Here is an 18,185-nt window from a genome sequence, read left to right as displayed (position 1 = left end):
CTTTTCTTGGAGGCTCTTTAAAACCCATCCGCCGCGTGAGACCTCGCCCCGACCGGCCCGGCGACACCCGCCAGGGTACGGGCACCCCTGGCGGATGCCCCGACCGGGGATCGTCTCGCATGATAGCTCAGCGCACCGTCTGTGCGCGACACGGGCGCGACCTCACAGGTCTAGCAGACCTGTGAGGTCTGGTCGAGCGGATTAATTTCTGGAAAACCATAAGCCGGCACTCCAAGGACACACCACGTGGTGGTGAACGATGCTGGCACCCTTTTCAGACAGCCTCTTACTGATCGGCCCGCACCTGGAATTCAATTCTGAAAGTCAGATCAGTTTCGCGTCCGATTGCGACCATGATATAAGTTCCCTCGGGGGCGTCATCAGGCGCACGCCATTCCCAGCTCGCGCTGTTATCGCCGATTGCTTTGATGTCGCGGGTGCCGTGCAGAACGACGCCATCGGGCCGTTCCACCCAAGTGTCGAGCTGTTCGTGGACATTGAAGCCGACCGCTTTGAACTGGAACATCGTTCCTGGCGGGCCGATGTCGGGGGTTACGGTTGCAAAGGGCACATACGGGGCCTCGATGGTAAAGGGGATCTGCACTTCGCGCCGACTCGTCATGCCACGGGCCGTCATGATCCAGGTGCCCGTCGTGACCAAGCGGGGGGCTTGCCATGTCCACGTCACCTGGCCGTCGCGGTCGGCGCGCAGTTTTTCGAGGACTGGTACCGAGGCGCCGGCGGCATCGGTGGGCCAGTAGGCGATCTGTTCGTTGGGATTGAAGCCACGTGCGGTGAAGGTGAAGGTGTCGAAGGGTTTGCCACTCGCTGGAGTGACACTGCCGTCACCGTCAGGGCGCGGCGCTGGCTCAGGATTTGCGCCGGTGATCGTCAGGTCAAGCACAACCTCAATGCGGCTATCGGCCCCACGCGTAATCGCCTGCCAGCGTCCAGCCTGGGCATTCGCAGGGGCTGTCCATGTCCATTGCACCGTGCCATCACGGGCCACGATCATATACGGTGTGCCGTCAACCCGGGCCCCCGCGGGCGTATTGAGCCAACTACCGGCCACTTCACCGGGTGTCAGGCCGCCCACCGTCACCTCAAAGCGTGTTCCTGGTGCCCCGACCACCGGCTGCACCTGGCGCACCGGCGCTGGGGGGGCCTGGCCGGTCACGGCAAAGGGCACCTCGAGCACGGTTCCACCGCGTTCAGCGCGGGCCAGCGAACGCCAGGCCCCGGGGAGCGTGCCCTCGGGGGCCGTCCATGTCCAGGCAAGACGGCCCTCGCGATCAACCTCGACGCGCAGTGACTCGCTATCGGGGCCAATATTGCGGTCGCGGCCATCCGGGCCACGCACCCAGGGCGCAAAACGGTCACCAGGGGTGAGGCCCGTCACCGTAAAGCGGAAGGTTGTCCCTGGCGCACCTGCCTCAGGTTCAGCCTGGGCAACCTGGGCAGGGGCGTTGGGCACAACCACCATGAAATCGGTCGGCACCTGGCGATTAGAACGAATCCCGCGCGCCACTGCGGTCCAACGTCCACCTGGGGCATCGGCGGGGACATCCCATGACCAGAGCACGGCCCCGTTATCATCGGCTTCTACCGACGGGAAACGGGGGCGACTTCTTCCATCAGGGCCAGTCACCCAGAAATCAACCCGTTCACCCGGATTGAAGCCATCGGCGTAAAAATGAATGCGCTCACCGGGCGTTACCGTTGGCACATTCGCCTGCACTTGCAGCGGCACCACAAGCGCCAGCATCAACGTCAACAACAGTAGCAACGCACTGCCTGTGCGTATGCGTGAAACAGTAGGTAGCATCATCACCTTGCAATCCTTTAATGAAACGACCACTTTGCAAGCAACACTACCATGATACACCGCTTTGCAAGCCATACGACGCGGAATGTTATACTAGCTCTATATGTAGTCCTCTTTGGGTTGGATTGAGGTCGTCTGTCAATGAGTTTTGTCAAGCGTTCCGACGGCAGAGATGTTTCGCTGCGCTCCTAAGCAACAAAAGCGGTCGAAGACCTGTGAGGTCTGACGAGTGCTCAGCATGACACGGCTGCGAGCCCTGGGAGCGCGGGCGGCCCGCCCGCTTCGGGCCTACCAGCGGGCGCGCGCGGCCGACCACGAAGAACCCTCACGAAGAGACGAAGACCGGCTTTGTGACGCATATTCGTTTCTTCGTGGCCCCAATTCGTGGACGGCTGAGGACGCCAGGAAACGTACGTTACGCACCATTTAGTTGACACACGACTGCGCCTTTGCACCGTTGCTTCAAATCATCAAGGATAGGAGCCATTATGTTGTTACGAGTTGCTGATGAGGTGAGTGAGGCGCTCGAAGAGGGTCGGGCGATCGTGGCGCTCGAGAGTACGCTGATCAGTCATGGGTTGCCGTATCCGCAGAATCTTGAGGTGGCGCAGGCGCTCGAGGCTGAGGTGCGGGCAACTGGTGCGATCCCCGCGACGATCGGGGTGGTTCGTGGCGTGCCGACAGTCGGACTCACCCTTGAGGAGTTGGAGCGTTTTGCGACTGGCGGCGAGCAGATCCGCAAGTTGACGCGGCGCGATCTGGCGCTGGCAGCGATGCAACGCGCCGATGGGGCCACGACGGTCGCTGCAACAATGGCGCTCGCGGCTGCTGCTGGCATTGCCATCTTTGCGACCGGCGGCATCGGTGGCGTGCATCGCCAGGCGAGTCTGTCGTGGGATGTGTCGGCTGATTTGACTGAATTGGCGCGGACGCCGGTGCTCGTTGTGTGCGCTGGGGCCAAAGCGATCCTTGATCTGCCGGCAACCCTTGAATATCTTGAAACCCTGGGTGTGCCGGTCATTGGCTTTGCAACCAATGAATTTCCGGCCTTCTATAGTTTTAGCAGTGGCTTGCGCCTGAATGCTTGCGCCAATGATGCCGCCGAGGTTGCGGCGATCTGGCATACCCAGCGGACGATGGCGACGATGGCTGCGCCTGGTGGCATGCTGCTCTGTGTGCCGCCACCCGAGGCAATCGCGTTGCCTCGCTCTACGGTCGAAGAAGCCGTGGCACGCGCCCTCGCTGCCGCTGACGTTGCCGGTGTCCGCGGTCCTGAGGTGACACCGTTTTTGCTGCGGGCGATGGCTGTCGAGACCGAGGGCGAAAGTATTGCGACGAATGTGGCGCTGCTTACCCAGAATGCCCGTGTCGCCGCGCTCGTCGCAATCGCTTATGCCGACCTTCCTCCTCTTTTCGCAAGATAATTCCGCCAGAAATGGTGAAACCCCCCTTGACAAGTTATGGTATCGCAACTATACTCAACATCGTAGATAGTTGCTTTGAACCCCAAATCAATTCACCCATACGCGGTTGACCCCGCACTGTTGCGTGCAACAAAAAATGACTTCTGGCCCCTGGAATAGTTCGATGTGGCGCTATTACCGGAGACTGGTTCGATCTGTTGGGCCTGAAGCTTGGAGAGGCAGATGTTGCTTTTCTGTCATGCATGGCATCTCTGCCATACCCTAAGAACCTAGCTAGGAGCGCGGATCAATGCTCAAGCGAACAACCCCGATCTGGGAGTTAGCCGAACCGCAGACGTTGGAGCAGGAGCATGAGACCGAGGCGTTGAACGATATTGATGAGCCATCTCCTGCAGTGAATGGAGGGCGGGTTGGCGAGCCCTCGCTCGATGCCGTGCAACATTACCTCCAGGAGATTGGGCGTGTGTCGCTGTTGACGGCACGCGAAGAGGTTGAACTTGCCGAGCGGATTGAGCGTGGCAATGCAGCCGAGACTCATCTGGAGGCTGGCGCTGAGCCTGATTTCCAGTTTCGTTGCCTCCTCGAACGTGATATTCAGTGTGGCAATGATGCCCGCCGTCATTTGATTCAGGCGAATCTGCGCCTGGTGGTGAGCATTGCCAAGAAGTATGTGGGACGCGGTCTTTCGTTGCTCGATCTGATCCAAGAGGGCAATATCGGGTTGATGCGGGCGGTCGAGAAGTTTGATTACCGCAAGGGCAATCGCTTTAGTACCTATGCGACCTGGTGGATCCGTCAGGCCGTGACCCGGGCAATTGCCGAACAGGGCCGTACGATCCGTTTGCCGGTGCATATGAGTGAGTCGGTTGGTCAGGTGAAACGTACGACCGAGCGCCTGGCGCAGTCACTTGAGCGTCAGCCAACTGCTGAAGAGATTGCGTTGGCCCTTGGGCAGCCGATTGAGCGCATCCAGCGTGTGCTTGAGGCCGCCCGCCGCCCGGTTTCGCTTGAAACGCCCGTTGGCGATGAGGGCGACCATACGCTCGGGGATTTTTTGACCGATGATGATGTGCCCTCGCCAACCGATTTTGCTTCGTCGCAGCTCTTGCGCCGCGATCTTTCGGCGGCTCTCAACCACCTCAATGACCGCGAACGCCGCATTATTGATCTCCGTTACGGTCTGCTCGATGGTCGCCGCCGCACCCTCGAAGAGGTTGGGCGTGCCCTGGGCATGACCCGTGAACGCGCACGTCAGATTGAGGCCGAGGCGCTCCGCCGCCTCCGTAGCCCCGATATTGGACAGCATTTGCGTGACTATCTGGAGTAGAGGGCGTAGCTCCACATTCAGCTTCGTTCGCTGAAAAAAGCCAGCTACGCTGGCTTTTTTCAGCGAACGGAAATTTCTTGGGGGCCGTAGGCCTCTAAGTCCCCAGCCGGAGGCTTGCTTCCTTGCACGACGATCAGATTGCAGCCATGGCCCCTGATGCGGCGTCGTTGACGGCGGCCAGGAAACTGGCGTTGCCAAAGCTTTGGCCAACACGCGGCACGAATACCCGCGCCCTCTGGGGCGAGTGCCAGGGCAGTGGGGCCAGTCCGTATCGCGTCCAGGTTGACCTTGAGACGCTGGCCTTCCGTTGCTCGTGTCCGAGCCGCAAGCTCCCCTGCAAACATACGCTTGCCCTGATGTTGTTGCTGGCAAATCAGGTTGATCAGGTGCCTGTGACCGAGTCGCCCGATTGGGTGGTCGAGTGGCTCGCACAGCGTACCCGTACTGCCGCGCGTCGCCAGGTATCTGCCGAGGCTGCGCCTACCGCCACGCTGGCTGAGCTTGACCAGCCACCTTTGCGTACGCCAACCGCGCGTGAGAAGCGTGTTGCTTCGGGGATGCTCGAGCTTGAGCGCTGGCTTGAGGATCGCGTTAGAACGGGCTTGGCTAGTTTGCAAGAGGGGGCCGCAGGTCTCTTTGCCTCTTTTGCTAGCCGCATGGTTGATGCGCAGGCCCCCGGGGTGGCCCGTCGCCTGCGCGAGGTGGCCCTGTTGCCGGGATCGGGCGTCGGTTGGGAAGCCCGTCTGCTTGATCAGTTGAGTCTGTTGCACCTACTTGCGTGTGCCTATGCGCACCTCGATGACCTGCCCCCCGATCTCCAGGCCGATGTGCGCACAACTATTGGCTTTACACAGAGCCAGGCGGATCTCCTCCTGGGCGCTCAGGGTGTCTTCGATCAGTGGCTGGTACTCGGGCGGCGCATTGAAGATGAAGAGCGCCTGCGCGTGCAGCGTACCTGGCTCTGGGGGATGACCGAACAGCGTCCCGCGCTGGTGCTTAGTTTTAGCACGGCCTACAACCCCCTTGACCAGAGCTTGGTGCCGGGGAGTCTCCTGGCCGGTGAGCTTGTCTTTTATCCGGGTTCAGTACCGCTGCGTGCGCTGGTACGAACCCGTGAGGAACAGCCGACAGAGCCAGGCCCGCTGCCTGCCAAGTCAATCAATGCGGCCATTGGGATCTATGCGGCAGCACTGGCCGCCAACCCCTGGCTTGAACGCTATCTATTGATCATTGGCCCCTGCCGCCTTGCCTCCGCCGACGAGCGTTGGTATCTGTGCGACGCCGATGACCAGACGTTGCCGTTGCCCCGCACCTTCACTCAGATCTGGCAATTGCTGGCATTGACAGGTGGCCATCCTTTTACGCTCGTAGGCGAATGGGATGGGCAGATGTTGCTGCCGCTGGGAGTGCAGGCCGAGGGGTGGTTTTTTTGCATGTGAACGAAGTTTTTCGGTAGCACTGCCGACCACGAATACTGATCACGAATAAACGAAGATGGGCGTTGCAGTGCGGTATTCGTTTATTCGTGGCCCTCATTCGTGGACGGCTGAGGACGCCAGAATACGTAGGTTACAGACCATTGCGTGGTTTGTAACCTACGTTTCTTGATACCAACGGGGGCTTCGACAGGCTCAGCCTCCGTCCGTTCGCAACGCCCATGATCCGCCGTTGGCTGAGCTTGTCGAAGCCAAGCCCGAGAGCAGAAAACGTAGGTTACAAACTATTGAGAGAGGTGGGTATGATTGGTGATCCGCAGCGTTATTGGAATGATCTGGTGACGGTGGCGTTGATGGGGACGGTGCGCCGTCCTCAGTTGCCGCAACCTCCTGCTGGTGCGCTGGCTGAACTGGTGTCCGGGTTGCCGAGGGCAAATGATCCGGCGGCGGTGCTCCTTGATGCCGCTGCGGCGGCGACGCTCTATGTGCGCACTGGTGCGCTGCCGCCTGTGCTTGAACTGGAACCCGTTGCGCCGGCTCCCGATGAGATCCAACTAATCTGTGGACGAGAAGCGGCCCATCTGTTGGCGCAGGTGCTTGAGGGTCAGCCAGATTCACTGTTGAGTGAGTGGTTGACCAGGGCCGTTGCGCACGGGGTGCGGATTCCTCCACCATTTCTGCCTGCATTGCTCGAACGCGCCCGAACCTCGCCCGATCTGCAACCTCTTCTGATCAAGGTGGTTGGTCAACGGGGCCGTTGGCTCGCCAACTTCCATCCGGGGTGGGCCTTTGCGTCGGTCAGTGAGACAGCGGTGGCCGCGCAAGATGTGGCATCGCTCCAGGCTGCGTGGGACGTGGCTACCCGTGACGAGCGCTTGGCGCTCTTGAAGATCTTGCGCCCCGACCGCCCCGCGCTCGCCCGTTCGCTCATCGAGGCGACCTGGGCGCAAGAGAAGGCCGACGAGCGCCAGGCGTTGCTTGAGGCGCTGCAGGTTGGTTTGAGTAGTGCCGATGAGCCGTTCCTCGAAGCGGCCCTTGATGACCGGAGCAAAGGCGTGCGTGAGCTAGCTGCCACCTTGCTGGCGACCCTGCCAGAGTCCCGCCTGGCGCAGCGGATGACCGGGCGGGCGCTGGCGCTGTTGCGGTATAGTGGCGGCTTGTTCGCCAAACTGAGCATCGAACTGCCCGCAGCATGCGACGAGCCGATGCAGCGTGACGGCATCAGTCTCGAACCGCCGCCTGGGCTTGGCGAGCGTACCTGGTGGCTGATCGCCATCGTTGCGCGCACGCCACCGTCGGCCTGGTGCCAAGCATGGTCGCGTTCGCCTAGCACCCTGCTTGAAACACGGATGCCCAAAGAATGGCGCGAGCCGATGCTCAAAGCGTGGATTACGGCAACGCTGGCCTTTCGTGATGCAGCGTGGGCACGCGCCCTGGTTGAATATGGGTTGAAAAGCCCGGAGGCAATCAACGTTTTTCCTCTTTTACCCTTGATTCCAACAGCCGAGCGTGAAGCCCTTGTCTTCACGATGCTCAAGGCCAATCAGAAAGTACCACACGATGGCCTCACGCGCCTGCTGCTCGAAGCCCGCATCACGCCCTGGAGCAATCAGCTTGGCCGAGCCATTCTCGATGACTTTGCTTGTGAGTTGGCGCGTATCAATCCAGCCGATGGGCAAAAGAACGACGGCCTTCACCGTACCCTCGATCTGCTAGTCGAAGCTGTTCCGCCTGAACTGGCTGATGAAGCGGCGCGTATAATTCCACTGAAGATGGCGGAACACTTCCGTTGGCAACAGGTAGCCGCTACATATACCGAGCGATTGCACCTGCGTCGCCGTATCGCGGAAGTTTTCTAGGGGCCACAGGCCCAGTCTCTTAGGGTTGCGCACCCATGGACATGTTGTGCGTTGTTGGCGGCTTTGCCGCCAACAACGCACAAACAGAATCTCTCTCGTGCGTCAGCACAACAAGGAAAACCAACCATGACCACTCTTCTTCGCGAACACGCTGAACAGCAATATGCCGATGAATTGCAGGCGCTCGCCGCCCACGATGAACGCCAACGCCCGCCACGCTGGCGTCTCTCGCCGTGGGCCGTGGCGACCTACTTGCTCGGTGGGCAGTTGCCCGACGGGACGACGATTACGCCCAAATATATCGGGTCGCGCCGACTGATCGAGACGGCTATCGCCACCCTTGCGACTGATCGCGGTCTGTTGCTAATCGGCTTGCCCGGAACCGCCAAGAGTTGGGTTGCGGAACATCTGGCGGCAGCGGTGAGCGGCGATTCGACGATGCTTGTCCAGGGTACCGCCGGCACCAGCGAGGAGTCGATCCGCTATGGCTGGAACTATGCCCGCTTGCTCGCCGATGGCCCGAGTGCCGCTGCAATCGTCGCCAGCCCGTTGATGCGGGCGATGCAAGAGGGCAAAATTGCCCGCGTCGAAGAGTTGACCCGCATTCCTGCCGAGGTGCAGGATTCGTTGATTACGATTCTCTCCGAAAAAACCTTGCCTATTCCCGAACTCGGCAGTGAAGTGCAGGCCGTCAAGGGCTTCAATCTGATCGCGACCGCCAACGATCGCGACCGTGGCGTCAACGAGCTTTCGAGTGCGCTCAAGCGCCGCTTCAATACCGTCGTGCTGCCGCTCCCCGATAGCCTCGAACAAGAAGTCGAGATTGTGCAACAACGCGTGACGAGCCTCGGGCGTGCCCTAGAGTTGCCCGGCGAACCGCCAGCCCTCGAAGAGATCCGCCGGATTGTGACGATCTTCCGTGAATTACGCGCTGGGATGACCGCCGATAGCCGGACAAGTCTCAAATCACCGAGCGGTACGCTCAGCACAGCCGAGGCGATTTCGGTGGTCAATAGCGGCATGGCGCTCGCAGCCCATTTTGGTGATGGCGCCTTGCGAGCGGGCGATGTGGCCGCCGTGCTGGTTGGCGCCGTGATCAAAGATCCGGTTCAAGACCGCGTCGCCTGGCTCGAATATCTCGAAACTGTTGTCAAAGAACGCGAAGGCTGGAAAGATCTCTACCGCGCCTGTCGTGAACTTGCCTGAGGCACTATGGCACCCGCAACTCACCACATCTTTGGCATTCGCCACCACGGGCCTGGTTCGGCACGCAGTGTGCGCCGGGCCTTGACGGCGCTTGCCCCCGATCTTGTTCTGGTCGAAGGGCCGCCCGAGGCCGACGCGATCTTGTCCCTGCTCGCCCATCCCGAGCTCGAGCCACCCATCGCGCTGCTCATCTATGCCACCGAGCGCCCCGATCAGGCCGTCTTTTATCCCTTTGCCCGCTTTTCGCCCGAGTTTCAGGCAATTACCTATGCCCTGCTTCACCAGATCCCTGTGCGCTGTATGGATCTGCCGCAGTTCCATCAGTTCGCACTGGAAAAAACCGGGGAGGCTCACAGTCTGGCTGATGTTTCACCAATCCTTGCTCCTGCCAACGATCCTCTTGGGGCCCTTGCCCACGCGGCAGGCTATAGCGATGGCGAACGCTGGTGGGAAGAGTTGGTCGAGCAGCGCCGCGATGATGCGGCGATCTTCAGCGCGGTCCTCGAAGCGATGAGCGCTTTGCGCGAGGATCAGCCGACGCCAACCGACCCGCACGAGGCCTATCGTGAAGCCTGGATGCGCCGTACCCTCCGCCAGGCCCACCGCGAGGGCTTCCAGCGCATTGCGGTCGTCTGTGGGGCATGGCACGCACCGGCCCTTGTCTCACTGGACGGTGCCCGTGCTGATGACATGTTGCTCAAAGGGTTGCCCAAAGTCAAGACCGCGGCAACGCTCGCCCCCTGGACCTACGGACGCCTCACGTTTGCCAGTGGGTATGGTGCCGGTATTGCCTCGCCAGGGTGGTACGATCATCTCTGGGCGATGGGTGAGGCGGCCCACGATGCAACGGCAGTCACGATCCAATGGATGACCCGCGTCGCCTGGTTGTTGCGGCACCACGACCTCGACGCCTCATCGGCGCATGTCATCGAAGCGGTGCGCCTCGCCGAAGCGCTGGCGGCGCTGCGTGAACACCCCGTGCCAGGGCTAAGCGAACTTGAAGAAGCAGCGCGGGCGGTCTTCTGCACCGGCAGCGACGCCCCGATGCGCCTCATTCACCAACAACTGATCGTCGGCGAACGCATCGGTAGCATCCCCGACGAAACCCCGCTCGTCCCCTTGCAACAAGATCTCCGCCAACAACAGCGGCGGCTCCGCATGAAACCAACTGCCGAGCGGCGCCTGGTCGAACTGGATCTGCGCAAAGCCAATCACCGCGAACAGAGCGCCCTGGTGCGCCAGTTGAACTTGCTCGGCCTGGCCTGGGCCGAGCCGGGCGAAGTGACTAGCACTGGAACCTTCCGCGAGACTTGGTGGCTGCAATGGCAACCAGCGTTTGATGTTGCCCTGATCGAAGCCGCCATCTGGGGCACGACAGTACGCGGGGCGGCAACGGCACGCACGCTCGACCGCGCTGGCAAGAGTGATGTGCTGAGTGATCTTGTTTCGATTGTCAATAAAGCCTTATTTGCCGATCTGCCTGACGCAATCTCCCCGCTGATGGATCTGCTCCAGCGGCGGGCCACACACACAGGTGACACCGGAGAGCTGATGGATGCGCTGACGAGTGAAGATGGGCAGACACGCAGCAGCCTCGTCAACAGCCTGCGGTACGGCAGCGTCCGCGAGCTTGACACGAGTCTCATTGCTATCGTTGTTGACGGCATGGTCACGCGGATCTGCATCGGCTTAAGCAATGTCTGCACCAATGTCAACGACGAAGCCGCTGCCACGATGAGTCGGCGCATTGCGGCGACCAACGCAGCCATTGGTCTGCTTGGACAGTCTGCGCAACGTGAGCAATGGCTCACCGCCCTGGCCCAACTCGTGCATGCGTCGCACATACACGGCCTGCTCGCTGGGCAAGCATGTCGTCTGCTGCTCGACGCCGAGCGTTTGAGCAACGACGCAGCAGCGCGTTTCTTGAGCCAGGCCCTTTCGTCGGCCCAGCCACCCACGGCGGCTGCCGCCTGGATCGAGGGCTTGCTCCAGGGTAGTGGCATGTTCATCGTGCATGACGAACAACTCTGGCACCTCATTGATACCTGGCTTGGCACCCTCACCGACGAGTCCTTCCAGACCATCGTCCCGCTTTTACGGCGCACCTTTGCTACCTTCACACGACACGAACGCCACCTGCTTGGCGAGCGTATCAAGCAGGCACCCGGCGCACGCCCGCTTGAAGCATCCAGTCAGCTTGACCACACCCGCGCCGCCGCAGCGCTCGCACGGGTGCAACTGATCGTGACGCGGAGGTAGCTAGATTGAAGCGCAAGTCCCAGAATCGTTCCTTTGCTGGTCAACAACGCCAACGTAGCTGGCGTTGTTGACCAGCAAAGATACGGCTGGTAGGGCGTTAGCCCTACCAGCTCTACAACAAACCTATGCCTATCACAGAAACCGAACGCCAACGTCGTTGGCGCTTGATCCTTGGCGAGAGTGCCAATGAGAGCCTTGGCTACCCACTGCAGGGCAACGACCTGGCGATGGATCGCGCACTGGAGACCTTGTACGACCGCGAGCGCAGCGCGAGTCTGAGTAGTTCGTCGCCCTCGGTGGCGCGCTGGCTCGGCGACATTCGCACCTATTTCCCATCGTCGGTTGTCCAGGTGATGCAACGCGACGCTATCGAGCGGCTCAATTTGCACCAGATGCTGCTCGAACCGGAACTGCTCAACAGCGTCACCCCCGATGTCCATCTGGTGAGTACGTTGATCAGCCTGCGCAGCGTCATGCCTGACCGGGTCATTGATACGGCCCGACAGGTGGTGCGCAAGGTTGTTGAGGAACTCTCGCGCAAACTCGAAGCCCCGACGCGCCAGGCAATTGTCGGTAGCCTCAGTCGTGCAACGCGGAATTTCCGCCCACGCCACAACGAAATTGACTGGGGACGCACGCTTCGCCGCAATCTGCGCCACTATCAGCCGGCGTACCGCACGATCATCCCCGAACGACTGATTGGCTACGGTCGCAAGCGCGGCTCACTCCGCGATGTCATCCTCTGTGTTGACCAGAGTGGCTCGATGGGCCCGTCCGTTGTCTACAGCAGTGTCTTTGGAGCCGTGCTCGCCTCACTGCCCGCCGTCACAACGCGCATGGTCGTCTTCGACACCGCCGTTGTTGATCTCACCACCGACCTCAACGACCCGGTGGAACTCCTCTTTGGCGTGCAACTCGGGGGCGGCACCGACATCAATCAGGCGCTCGCCTATTGTCAGAGCCTGGTGCAGCGCCCGCAAGAGACGATCATCGTGCTGATCAGCGATCTTTACGAAGGCGGCAACCGCAGCGAAATGCTGCAGCGTGCCGCAAACCTGACCACCTCGGGGGTACAACTCATCGCCCTGCTTGCGCTCAGCGACCAGGGCGCACCAGCGTATGATCAGCGCAATGCCTCGGCCCTGACCGCCCTGGGCGTTCCGGCATTTGCCTGTACGCCCGACCTCTTCCCAGATCTCATGGCTACCGCCATCAACCGCCGCGACCTCGGCCAATGGGCGGCAGCGCAAGGCTTCGTTACGGCGCGGGGTGAGGCATAGTAGCGCGGGCTGGAAGCCCGCGCTGCCATACGGTGCACACCTTTCCTGGGTGCGCGGGCGTCCCGCCCGCTTCGGGAGCAAAAGCGGGCGGGACGCCCACGCACCCAGGCTTACAAAAGACCGGAAAACTGCGTTGACAGACTAACGAGCAGTCTGTCAACGCCAAAAGCTTGTTTTGTTCACCGCAGAGGGGCGCAGATGCTGGAGCCTTTGTACCGGTATAGGTGTGAGCTGTGTTATACTAGTCTTTGTATTTACGTAAAAGGTAATTCAAATCGAATCGACTTTGATTATCTTTTCGCGCAAGGCTTTGTGTAAATAATGACCGAAACCCTCTTGCTCACTCCGGCCTCGTCTGGCTATCTTAACCTGTTTACGCTAGCGATTCTGGCCTTGGCGTACCTGATCTTACGTCTGTTCCGCACCCAACCCCGTGTGTTAACGCGCCAGTTGCTCTATGTAACTGGGTTTTGTCTCAGCACCACTCTTTTTGCTGGCCTTTCCTTCGTTGAGGTCTCCTTGCTTGCTCCACAACGCTTCGCTGCCATCGTGCTGCAACCGGTGGTGGTGGCCCTGCTCGTTGCCTTCTGGATCCAGTTTGTCACCACGGCGGCTGATAACCGATCACCCCCATTGCCGCGTGAACGCTCAATCGTAGCCGTGGCGATTCTTGCCTATCTGGGGGTAGAAGGTGCCCTGGCGCTACAAGAGGTGTGGCGATCAGGCACATCTACGGGTAGTTTGCGCCCGAGGTGGCTGGAAGCCGTCCTGGTTGCTGGTCTACTCTGGGTGTTGGTGCGCTTGGTGCAAATGCGGCAGCGCCATGTCTATACGCCTGTTGAGCGCCTCCAGATGCTCGTGCTGGTTCTTCTTGCCTTGGTCGTTGGTTTGCGCCTGGCCTTTGCGTGGGATTTGCCTCCGTTGCCTGTCTACCACGTTCTGGTCACGCATACCTTGATGTTCAGCCTGCTCTTTGCCGTGATCGTCGGTCTCACCTTGTTCCGCGAGCCAACCTCACTCACGGTTACGCTGTCAGCAAGTTTGCTCATGATTATTATATCAATTTTAACGCTTTTTGTGTGGTTTGTTTCGCCAAATTACGTTGAACAGTATGTGCATAATCAGAATGATATAAATATTCGTTTTTTGTTACATGATCAACTCTGGTCGATAACTATTGCTACGGTGGTGACTAATTTAATCTTGATCCTAATATTTCCCCTGGTTTTTTCTGTGATCATGGCCCGCTCATTACAGGCAGTGCTGGTAGGTATGCGTCAGTGGAAACTTGATAGCGCCAATACCGACATACCAGTCTATTTCAATGATGAAATTGGCTTGCTAACCCAGGAGTTCAACCGGTTTGATCGTGAAAGGTATAACCTGATCAAGCGGATGGAAGAGCGGATTAATGTCGGCACGATTGCCCTGGTGCGGGCGGGTGAGAAATACCGTGATCTCTTCGAATTTGAGTCTGATGCCAATTTTGTCGTGCGTAGTTCTGACGGCAAGATCCTTGAGGCAAATAGTGCGGCGGCGGCGCTCTACGGTTTTTCGCAAGAGGAACTCAAACAGATGCGCAATGTCGATCTCTCCGCTGAGCCTGAAGCAACGCACCAGCGCACAATCGAGGTGCAGCCGAGCAAAGAGATTGTCCGCATCCCTTTGCGTTGGCATCGTCGCCGTGATGGCACGGTCTTCCCCGTGGAAATCACCGCCCGTTTCATTGAATGGGATGGCGAGATAGTGCATATCGTCTCGATCCGCGATATCACTGAGCGGCATAAAATTCAGGCCGAGCTAGAACGCCTTGCAACCACCGATGCGCTCACAGGAGTCTATAACCGCCGCTATTTTTTTGAGCATGGGATCAGGCTTTTTCTGCGGGCCAAAGCTGGTGATACTGGCGGGGCGATTTTTATGCTTGACCTCGATCACTTCAAGCTTGTCAATGATACCTATGGGCACTCGGTTGGCGATCTCGTCATCTGTGAATTTGCCCGTCGCATTCGTGCCAAGCTTCGTCCTGGTGACATCCTGGCCCGCTATGGCGGCGAAGAATTTATTGCGCTCATGATGATCCCTGATCAAAAAGATCTCCCTCAGCTTGCCGAACGGCTCTTGCAGGTTGTCAGTTCTTCGCCCTTTGTGTTTGAAGACGTAGTCATATCTGTGACAACCAGCCTTGGCATTGCGCCTTTTCATCCTGCTTTCGCCTCATTTGGCCAGCAGGTTGACCTCGCCGATGACGCCCTCTATCAGGCCAAAGAAGCGGGTCGCAATTGCTGGCGGATGGCTGTGTTTCCAGATGCTTGAGCGTTATCTCTCCCCTACCTGCGGTATAATGCAAGTCACGGAGAGATCGTGCCGATAGGCGAGACGTCGTATGCAGATGAATGCTGTTGAGTTTCTTGAAACGTTGCTGCGGATTCCGTCGCTCTCGGGGCAAGAGGGTGAAGCTGCCGCGTTCTTGACGGCCCGGATGCGTGAGTTTGGCTGGTATGCGTTTGTTGATGCCGCTGGCAATGCCGTCGGACACCTCGGCACAACTGGTCCGCTCGTGGTGCTGCTTGGGCATATTGATACGGTGCCCGGGATGATCCCGGTGCGCATTCAGGATGGCTGCCTCTATGGGCGCGGTGCCGTTGATGCGAAAGGTCCTTTTGCTACCTTTGTGCAGGCTGCCCGCCACCTCGAGTTGACCGGACGCTTGCGTTGTCGCCTGGTCTTGATCGGCGCCACTGAAGAAGAGTCTGCTAGTTCTCGCGGGGCCCATTATGCCCGCGAGCAGTATGCTCCCGTGAGTTGCATTATCGGCGAGCCGAGTGGCTGGGATCGGGTGACCCTCGGCTATAAGGGGCGTTTGCTTGTTCACTACCACCTTGAACAAGACGCGGCCCATAGCGCCGGTGAGCAACCCGCCGCTCCCGAGGTGATGGTTGCTTTCTGGCGTGCGCTGGAAGCCTATTGCGCGACCGTCAATGCCGGACGCGAGCGCCTCTTTGAGCAGTTACTTCCTTCGTTGCGCCGCGTCGCCAGTGGCGGCGATGGCATGACCGATTGGTGTGAGGCCTCCATCGGTCTGCGTTTGCCCGAAGGGGTGGAGCCTGATGCGCTTGCCAGCCATGTTGCGTCGTTCGCTGGCCCGGCGAACCTGCGTTTTGAAGGAGGCTGCCCCGCTTTTCGTAGCCCGCGTACAACCCCGCTCGCCGGGGCGTTTGTGCGGGCGATTCGTCAGCACGGCGGCAAGCCTGGTTTCTTGCACAAGACCGGTACCGCCGATATGAATGTCGTTGGCCCGGCCTGGCGCTGTCCAATTGTGGCGTATGGTCCCGGCGACTCGCGCCTTGACCATACCCCCGATGAACATCTTGACCTGGAAGAATATCAGCGCGCCATTATCGTGCTCGCCGATGTGCTTGCCCAACAGGTCTAGGTTCAATACCTTGGCAAGAAGGACGAGCAGAGACCTCACAGGTCTTGATGAGGGCGTCCCAATGCGGACGAGCAGACCTGTGAGGTCTTCTTGGAGACGTATTGGGTGTAGGTTCTGTGTGAAGTGTGACCGGAGGAAGGTTATTGCGAACGAGTATCTGGTTTGTGCGTCACGGTCAGACGCAATTCAATCTCGAGCGCCGTTATCAGAGTTGGAGCAATAGCCCCCTCACTGCCTACGGGCATCGCCAGAGTCGTGCTGTTGCGTTGCGCCTGCGCCGCATTCCGTTTGATGTCGCCCTGGTGAGTCCTGCCGAACGTACTCAGCGGACTGCCCAGGAAATCCTCGCCGGGCGGCGTGGTGTGACGGTGCGCCTCGATCAGAATTGGGCCGAGTCGCACCATGGTCACTGGGAAGGCCTCACCTATCGCGAGGTGCTGCAACAGTTTCCCGATGAAGCCCGCGCCCGCTGGAGCGCCGGGATCAATGGTCGCGCTGAAGGCGGCGAGAGTCTTGCTGAGGTCTATGCACGCGTCGCAGCCGCGTGGCGTGCGTTGCTCCACGATCATCCCGGTGGGCGGATTCTTGTTGTGACCCACGCAACCCCTATTCAGCTTGTCCTCTGTGAATGCTTTGGCCTTGCGCCGGGCAGTCACTGGCATTGGCGCATTGATCCGGGCAGCCTTACCAGTCTTGATGCCTATGCCGCTGGGGTCATTCTTCGTATGGTCAATCATGTGCCGCCTCTTCCTCCGGTCGAGGCCTGAGCCTTACCCGCTGGCCCCCCCGTATATCTGCGGTGTGGTGCCTGTAGCAGCGAGTTGCCGATCGAATGATAGTTGAACCAAAGACCATCCTGGCGCTCGAAACATCGTGTGATGAGACTGCGGCTGCCGTCGTTCAGGGCGGGCGCCGTATGCTCTCGAATGTGGTTGCCTCGCAAATGGCGATGCATCAGCGTTTTGGCGGTGTGGTGCCCGAGGTTGCCTCGCGTCAACATATGCTGAGCTTGATGCCCGTGGTCGAACGGGCCCTCGAGGTTGTCCCCGGCGGCTGGCAAGGCATCGATGCGGTTGCTGCGACCTATGGCCCGGGCCTCAGTGGGGCGCTGCTAACCGGCCTCAATGCGGCCAAGGCGATGGCCTGGCAGCGTAACCTGCCGTTTGTCGGGGTCAATCATCTCGAAGCCCATATCTATGCGAACTGGTTGCTTGAGGACGCCCGCACCGATCTGCCTATGCCGGAATTTCCTCTGGTAGCCCTGGTGGTCAGTGGCGGGCATACGTTGCTCGCGCTGCTGCGCGACCACGGCGACTACGAGCTCTTGGGGCAGACCCGTGATGATGCCGCTGGTGAGGCCTTTGATAAGGTGGCCCGGATGCTTGACCTTGGCTACCCTGGTGGCCCGGCTATTCAGCAGGCCGCTCAGGGCGCGACGGCGGCGATGACGCTGCCGCGTGCCTGGTTGCGCGATAGTTTTGACTTCTCCTTTAGCGGCCTGAAGACGGCGGTGCTTCATCGTGTCCAGGAACGACGCGAGCGGGACGCCCTGTTGCCCCGCCCATCCTCCGAAAAGCCGTCCGCTTCGCCTGACCAACAGCCGCCTTCCACGCCGACCGGTCGCCCCCAACCGCAGATCTTGCGCGGCAAGCGCTCGCTGGAACGGCCACGTGAGCCCGCCGAGCCACCTGCCTCGGTTGCGCCTGCGCCCAAGGCCGCGCTTGATCCACGTTTTGTCGGCCAGATGGCCTACGCCTTCCAGGAGTCGGTCGTTGATGTGCTCACCGCCAAGACCGTTGAAGCGGCCAGTCGGTATAACGCCACGGCCATTCTGGTCGCCGGAGGCGTTGCCGCCAATGTGCGCCTGCGCGAAGAGTTGTCCCGGCGCGCCAGCGTGCCGGTCTTTGCCCCGTCAGTCGCCCTCTGCACCGACAATGCGGCCATGGTCGCCGCCGCTGCCTTTTACCGTTTTCACGCCGGCCTCCAGAGTGGCTGGGATCTCGATGTTGTGCCCTCGCTTCGCCTTGGCCAGTAGAGTGTAAGAGGCTGTCTGAAAAGGGTGTCAGCCTCGTTCGCCACCACGTGGAGTGCCGGCTTTAGCTGGCTAAAGCCGGCACTCCGGAGCAGCCTGTC

At 60.1% G+C, this 18,185-nt stretch carries 12 protein-coding genes; 11 read left to right on the top strand and 1 reads right to left on the bottom strand.

Features of this window, described 5'->3' with window-relative positions; all coding sequences use genetic code 11:
- Positions 1-286 precede the first annotated feature (286 nt).
- Positions 287-1,828, bottom strand: coding sequence for a hypothetical protein (locus EKD05_RS16990; RefSeq protein ID WP_129674887.1), 1,542 nt, complete (start codon positions 1,826-1,828; stop codon positions 287-289).
- Between the two features lie 488 nt (positions 1,829-2,316).
- On the opposite strand from EKD05_RS16990, the gene EKD05_RS16985 reads away from it, so the two are divergent.
- The 11 genes from EKD05_RS16985 to tsaD all read left to right on the top strand — a co-directional run bounded on the left by EKD05_RS16985 (position 2,317) and on the right by tsaD (position 18,087).
- Positions 2,317-3,249: a pseudouridine-5'-phosphate glycosidase gene (locus EKD05_RS16985; protein ID WP_129674961.1), complete on the top strand. Its 933-nt coding sequence runs from the start codon at positions 2,317-2,319 to the stop codon at positions 3,247-3,249.
- Between the two features lie 289 nt (positions 3,250-3,538).
- Positions 3,539-4,576, top strand: a complete 1,038-nt coding sequence (locus EKD05_RS16980; protein ID WP_129674885.1) for an RNA polymerase sigma factor RpoD/SigA — start codon at positions 3,539-3,541, stop codon at positions 4,574-4,576.
- Between the two features lie 122 nt (positions 4,577-4,698).
- Positions 4,699-6,015 carry an SWIM zinc finger domain-containing protein gene (locus tag EKD05_RS16975; protein ID WP_129674882.1) on the top strand — a complete coding sequence of 439 codons (1,317 nt, stop codon included), beginning with the start codon at positions 4,699-4,701 and terminating at the stop codon, positions 6,013-6,015.
- A gap of 299 nt (positions 6,016-6,314) precedes the next feature.
- Positions 6,315-7,871, top strand: coding sequence for a DUF5691 domain-containing protein (locus tag EKD05_RS16970; protein WP_129674881.1), 1,557 nt, complete (start codon positions 6,315-6,317; stop codon positions 7,869-7,871).
- A gap of 126 nt (positions 7,872-7,997) precedes the next feature.
- A complete protein-coding gene (locus EKD05_RS16965; protein WP_129674879.1) occupies positions 7,998-9,077 on the top strand; it encodes an AAA family ATPase in 1,080 nt (359 codons plus the stop codon).
- A gap of 6 nt (positions 9,078-9,083) precedes the next feature.
- Complete coding sequence (locus EKD05_RS16960; protein ID WP_129674877.1) at positions 9,084-11,336, top strand: DUF5682 family protein; 2,253 nt, start codon at positions 9,084-9,086, stop codon at positions 11,334-11,336.
- 125 nt (positions 11,337-11,461) lie between these two features.
- On the top strand, positions 11,462-12,616 hold the full coding sequence (locus tag EKD05_RS16955) for a VWA domain-containing protein (RefSeq protein WP_129674875.1): 1,155 nt from the start codon (positions 11,462-11,464) through the stop codon (positions 12,614-12,616).
- Between the two features lie 321 nt (positions 12,617-12,937).
- Complete coding sequence (locus EKD05_RS16950; protein WP_129674873.1) at positions 12,938-14,932, top strand: sensor domain-containing diguanylate cyclase; 1,995 nt, start codon at positions 12,938-12,940, stop codon at positions 14,930-14,932.
- A gap of 70 nt (positions 14,933-15,002) precedes the next feature.
- Positions 15,003-16,052 (top strand): [LysW]-lysine hydrolase, encoded by a 1,050-nt coding sequence (locus EKD05_RS16945; RefSeq protein ID WP_129674871.1) that lies wholly within the window; start codon positions 15,003-15,005, stop codon positions 16,050-16,052.
- A 143-nt stretch (positions 16,053-16,195) separates the two neighbouring features.
- Complete coding sequence (locus EKD05_RS16940) at positions 16,196-16,819, top strand: histidine phosphatase family protein (RefSeq protein ID WP_129674869.1); 624 nt, start codon at positions 16,196-16,198, stop codon at positions 16,817-16,819.
- Between the two features lie 65 nt (positions 16,820-16,884).
- A complete protein-coding gene (gene tsaD, locus EKD05_RS16935; RefSeq protein ID WP_129674867.1) occupies positions 16,885-18,087 on the top strand; it encodes a tRNA (adenosine(37)-N6)-threonylcarbamoyltransferase complex transferase subunit TsaD in 1,203 nt (400 codons plus the stop codon).
- Positions 18,088-18,185 lie beyond the last annotated feature (98 nt).

Origin of the sequence: Candidatus Chloroploca sp. Khr17 (assembly GCF_004138165.1) — a bacterium.
In the GTDB taxonomy this organism is placed as follows: Bacteria; Chloroflexota; Chloroflexia; order Chloroflexales; family Chloroflexaceae; genus Chloroploca.
The sequence above is the reverse complement of the archived record's forward strand: the minus strand, read 5'-3'. Positions and strand labels throughout refer to the sequence as shown.

Bases quoted from the DNA above. Each gene is read 5' to 3' on its own strand.
- EKD05_RS16990 (WP_129674887.1), bottom strand. From the start codon at position 1,828: ATGATGCTACCTACTGTTTCACGCATACGCACAGGCAGTGCGTTGCTA.
- EKD05_RS16980 (WP_129674885.1), top strand. From the start codon at position 3,539: ATGCTCAAGCGAACAACCCCGATCTGGGAGTTAGCCGAACCGCAGACG.
- EKD05_RS16970 (WP_129674881.1), top strand. From the start codon at position 6,315: ATGATTGGTGATCCGCAGCGTTATTGGAATGATCTGGTGACGGTGGCG.
- EKD05_RS16965 (WP_129674879.1), top strand. From the start codon at position 7,998: ATGACCACTCTTCTTCGCGAACACGCTGAACAGCAATATGCCGATGAA.
- EKD05_RS16960 (WP_129674877.1), top strand. From the start codon at position 9,084: ATGGCACCCGCAACTCACCACATCTTTGGCATTCGCCACCACGGGCCT.
- EKD05_RS16955 (WP_129674875.1), top strand. From the start codon at position 11,462: ATGCCTATCACAGAAACCGAACGCCAACGTCGTTGGCGCTTGATCCTT.
- EKD05_RS16950 (WP_129674873.1), top strand. From the start codon at position 12,938: ATGACCGAAACCCTCTTGCTCACTCCGGCCTCGTCTGGCTATCTTAAC.
- EKD05_RS16945 (WP_129674871.1), top strand. From the start codon at position 15,003: ATGCAGATGAATGCTGTTGAGTTTCTTGAAACGTTGCTGCGGATTCCG.
- tsaD (WP_129674867.1), top strand. From the start codon at position 16,885: ATGATAGTTGAACCAAAGACCATCCTGGCGCTCGAAACATCGTGTGAT.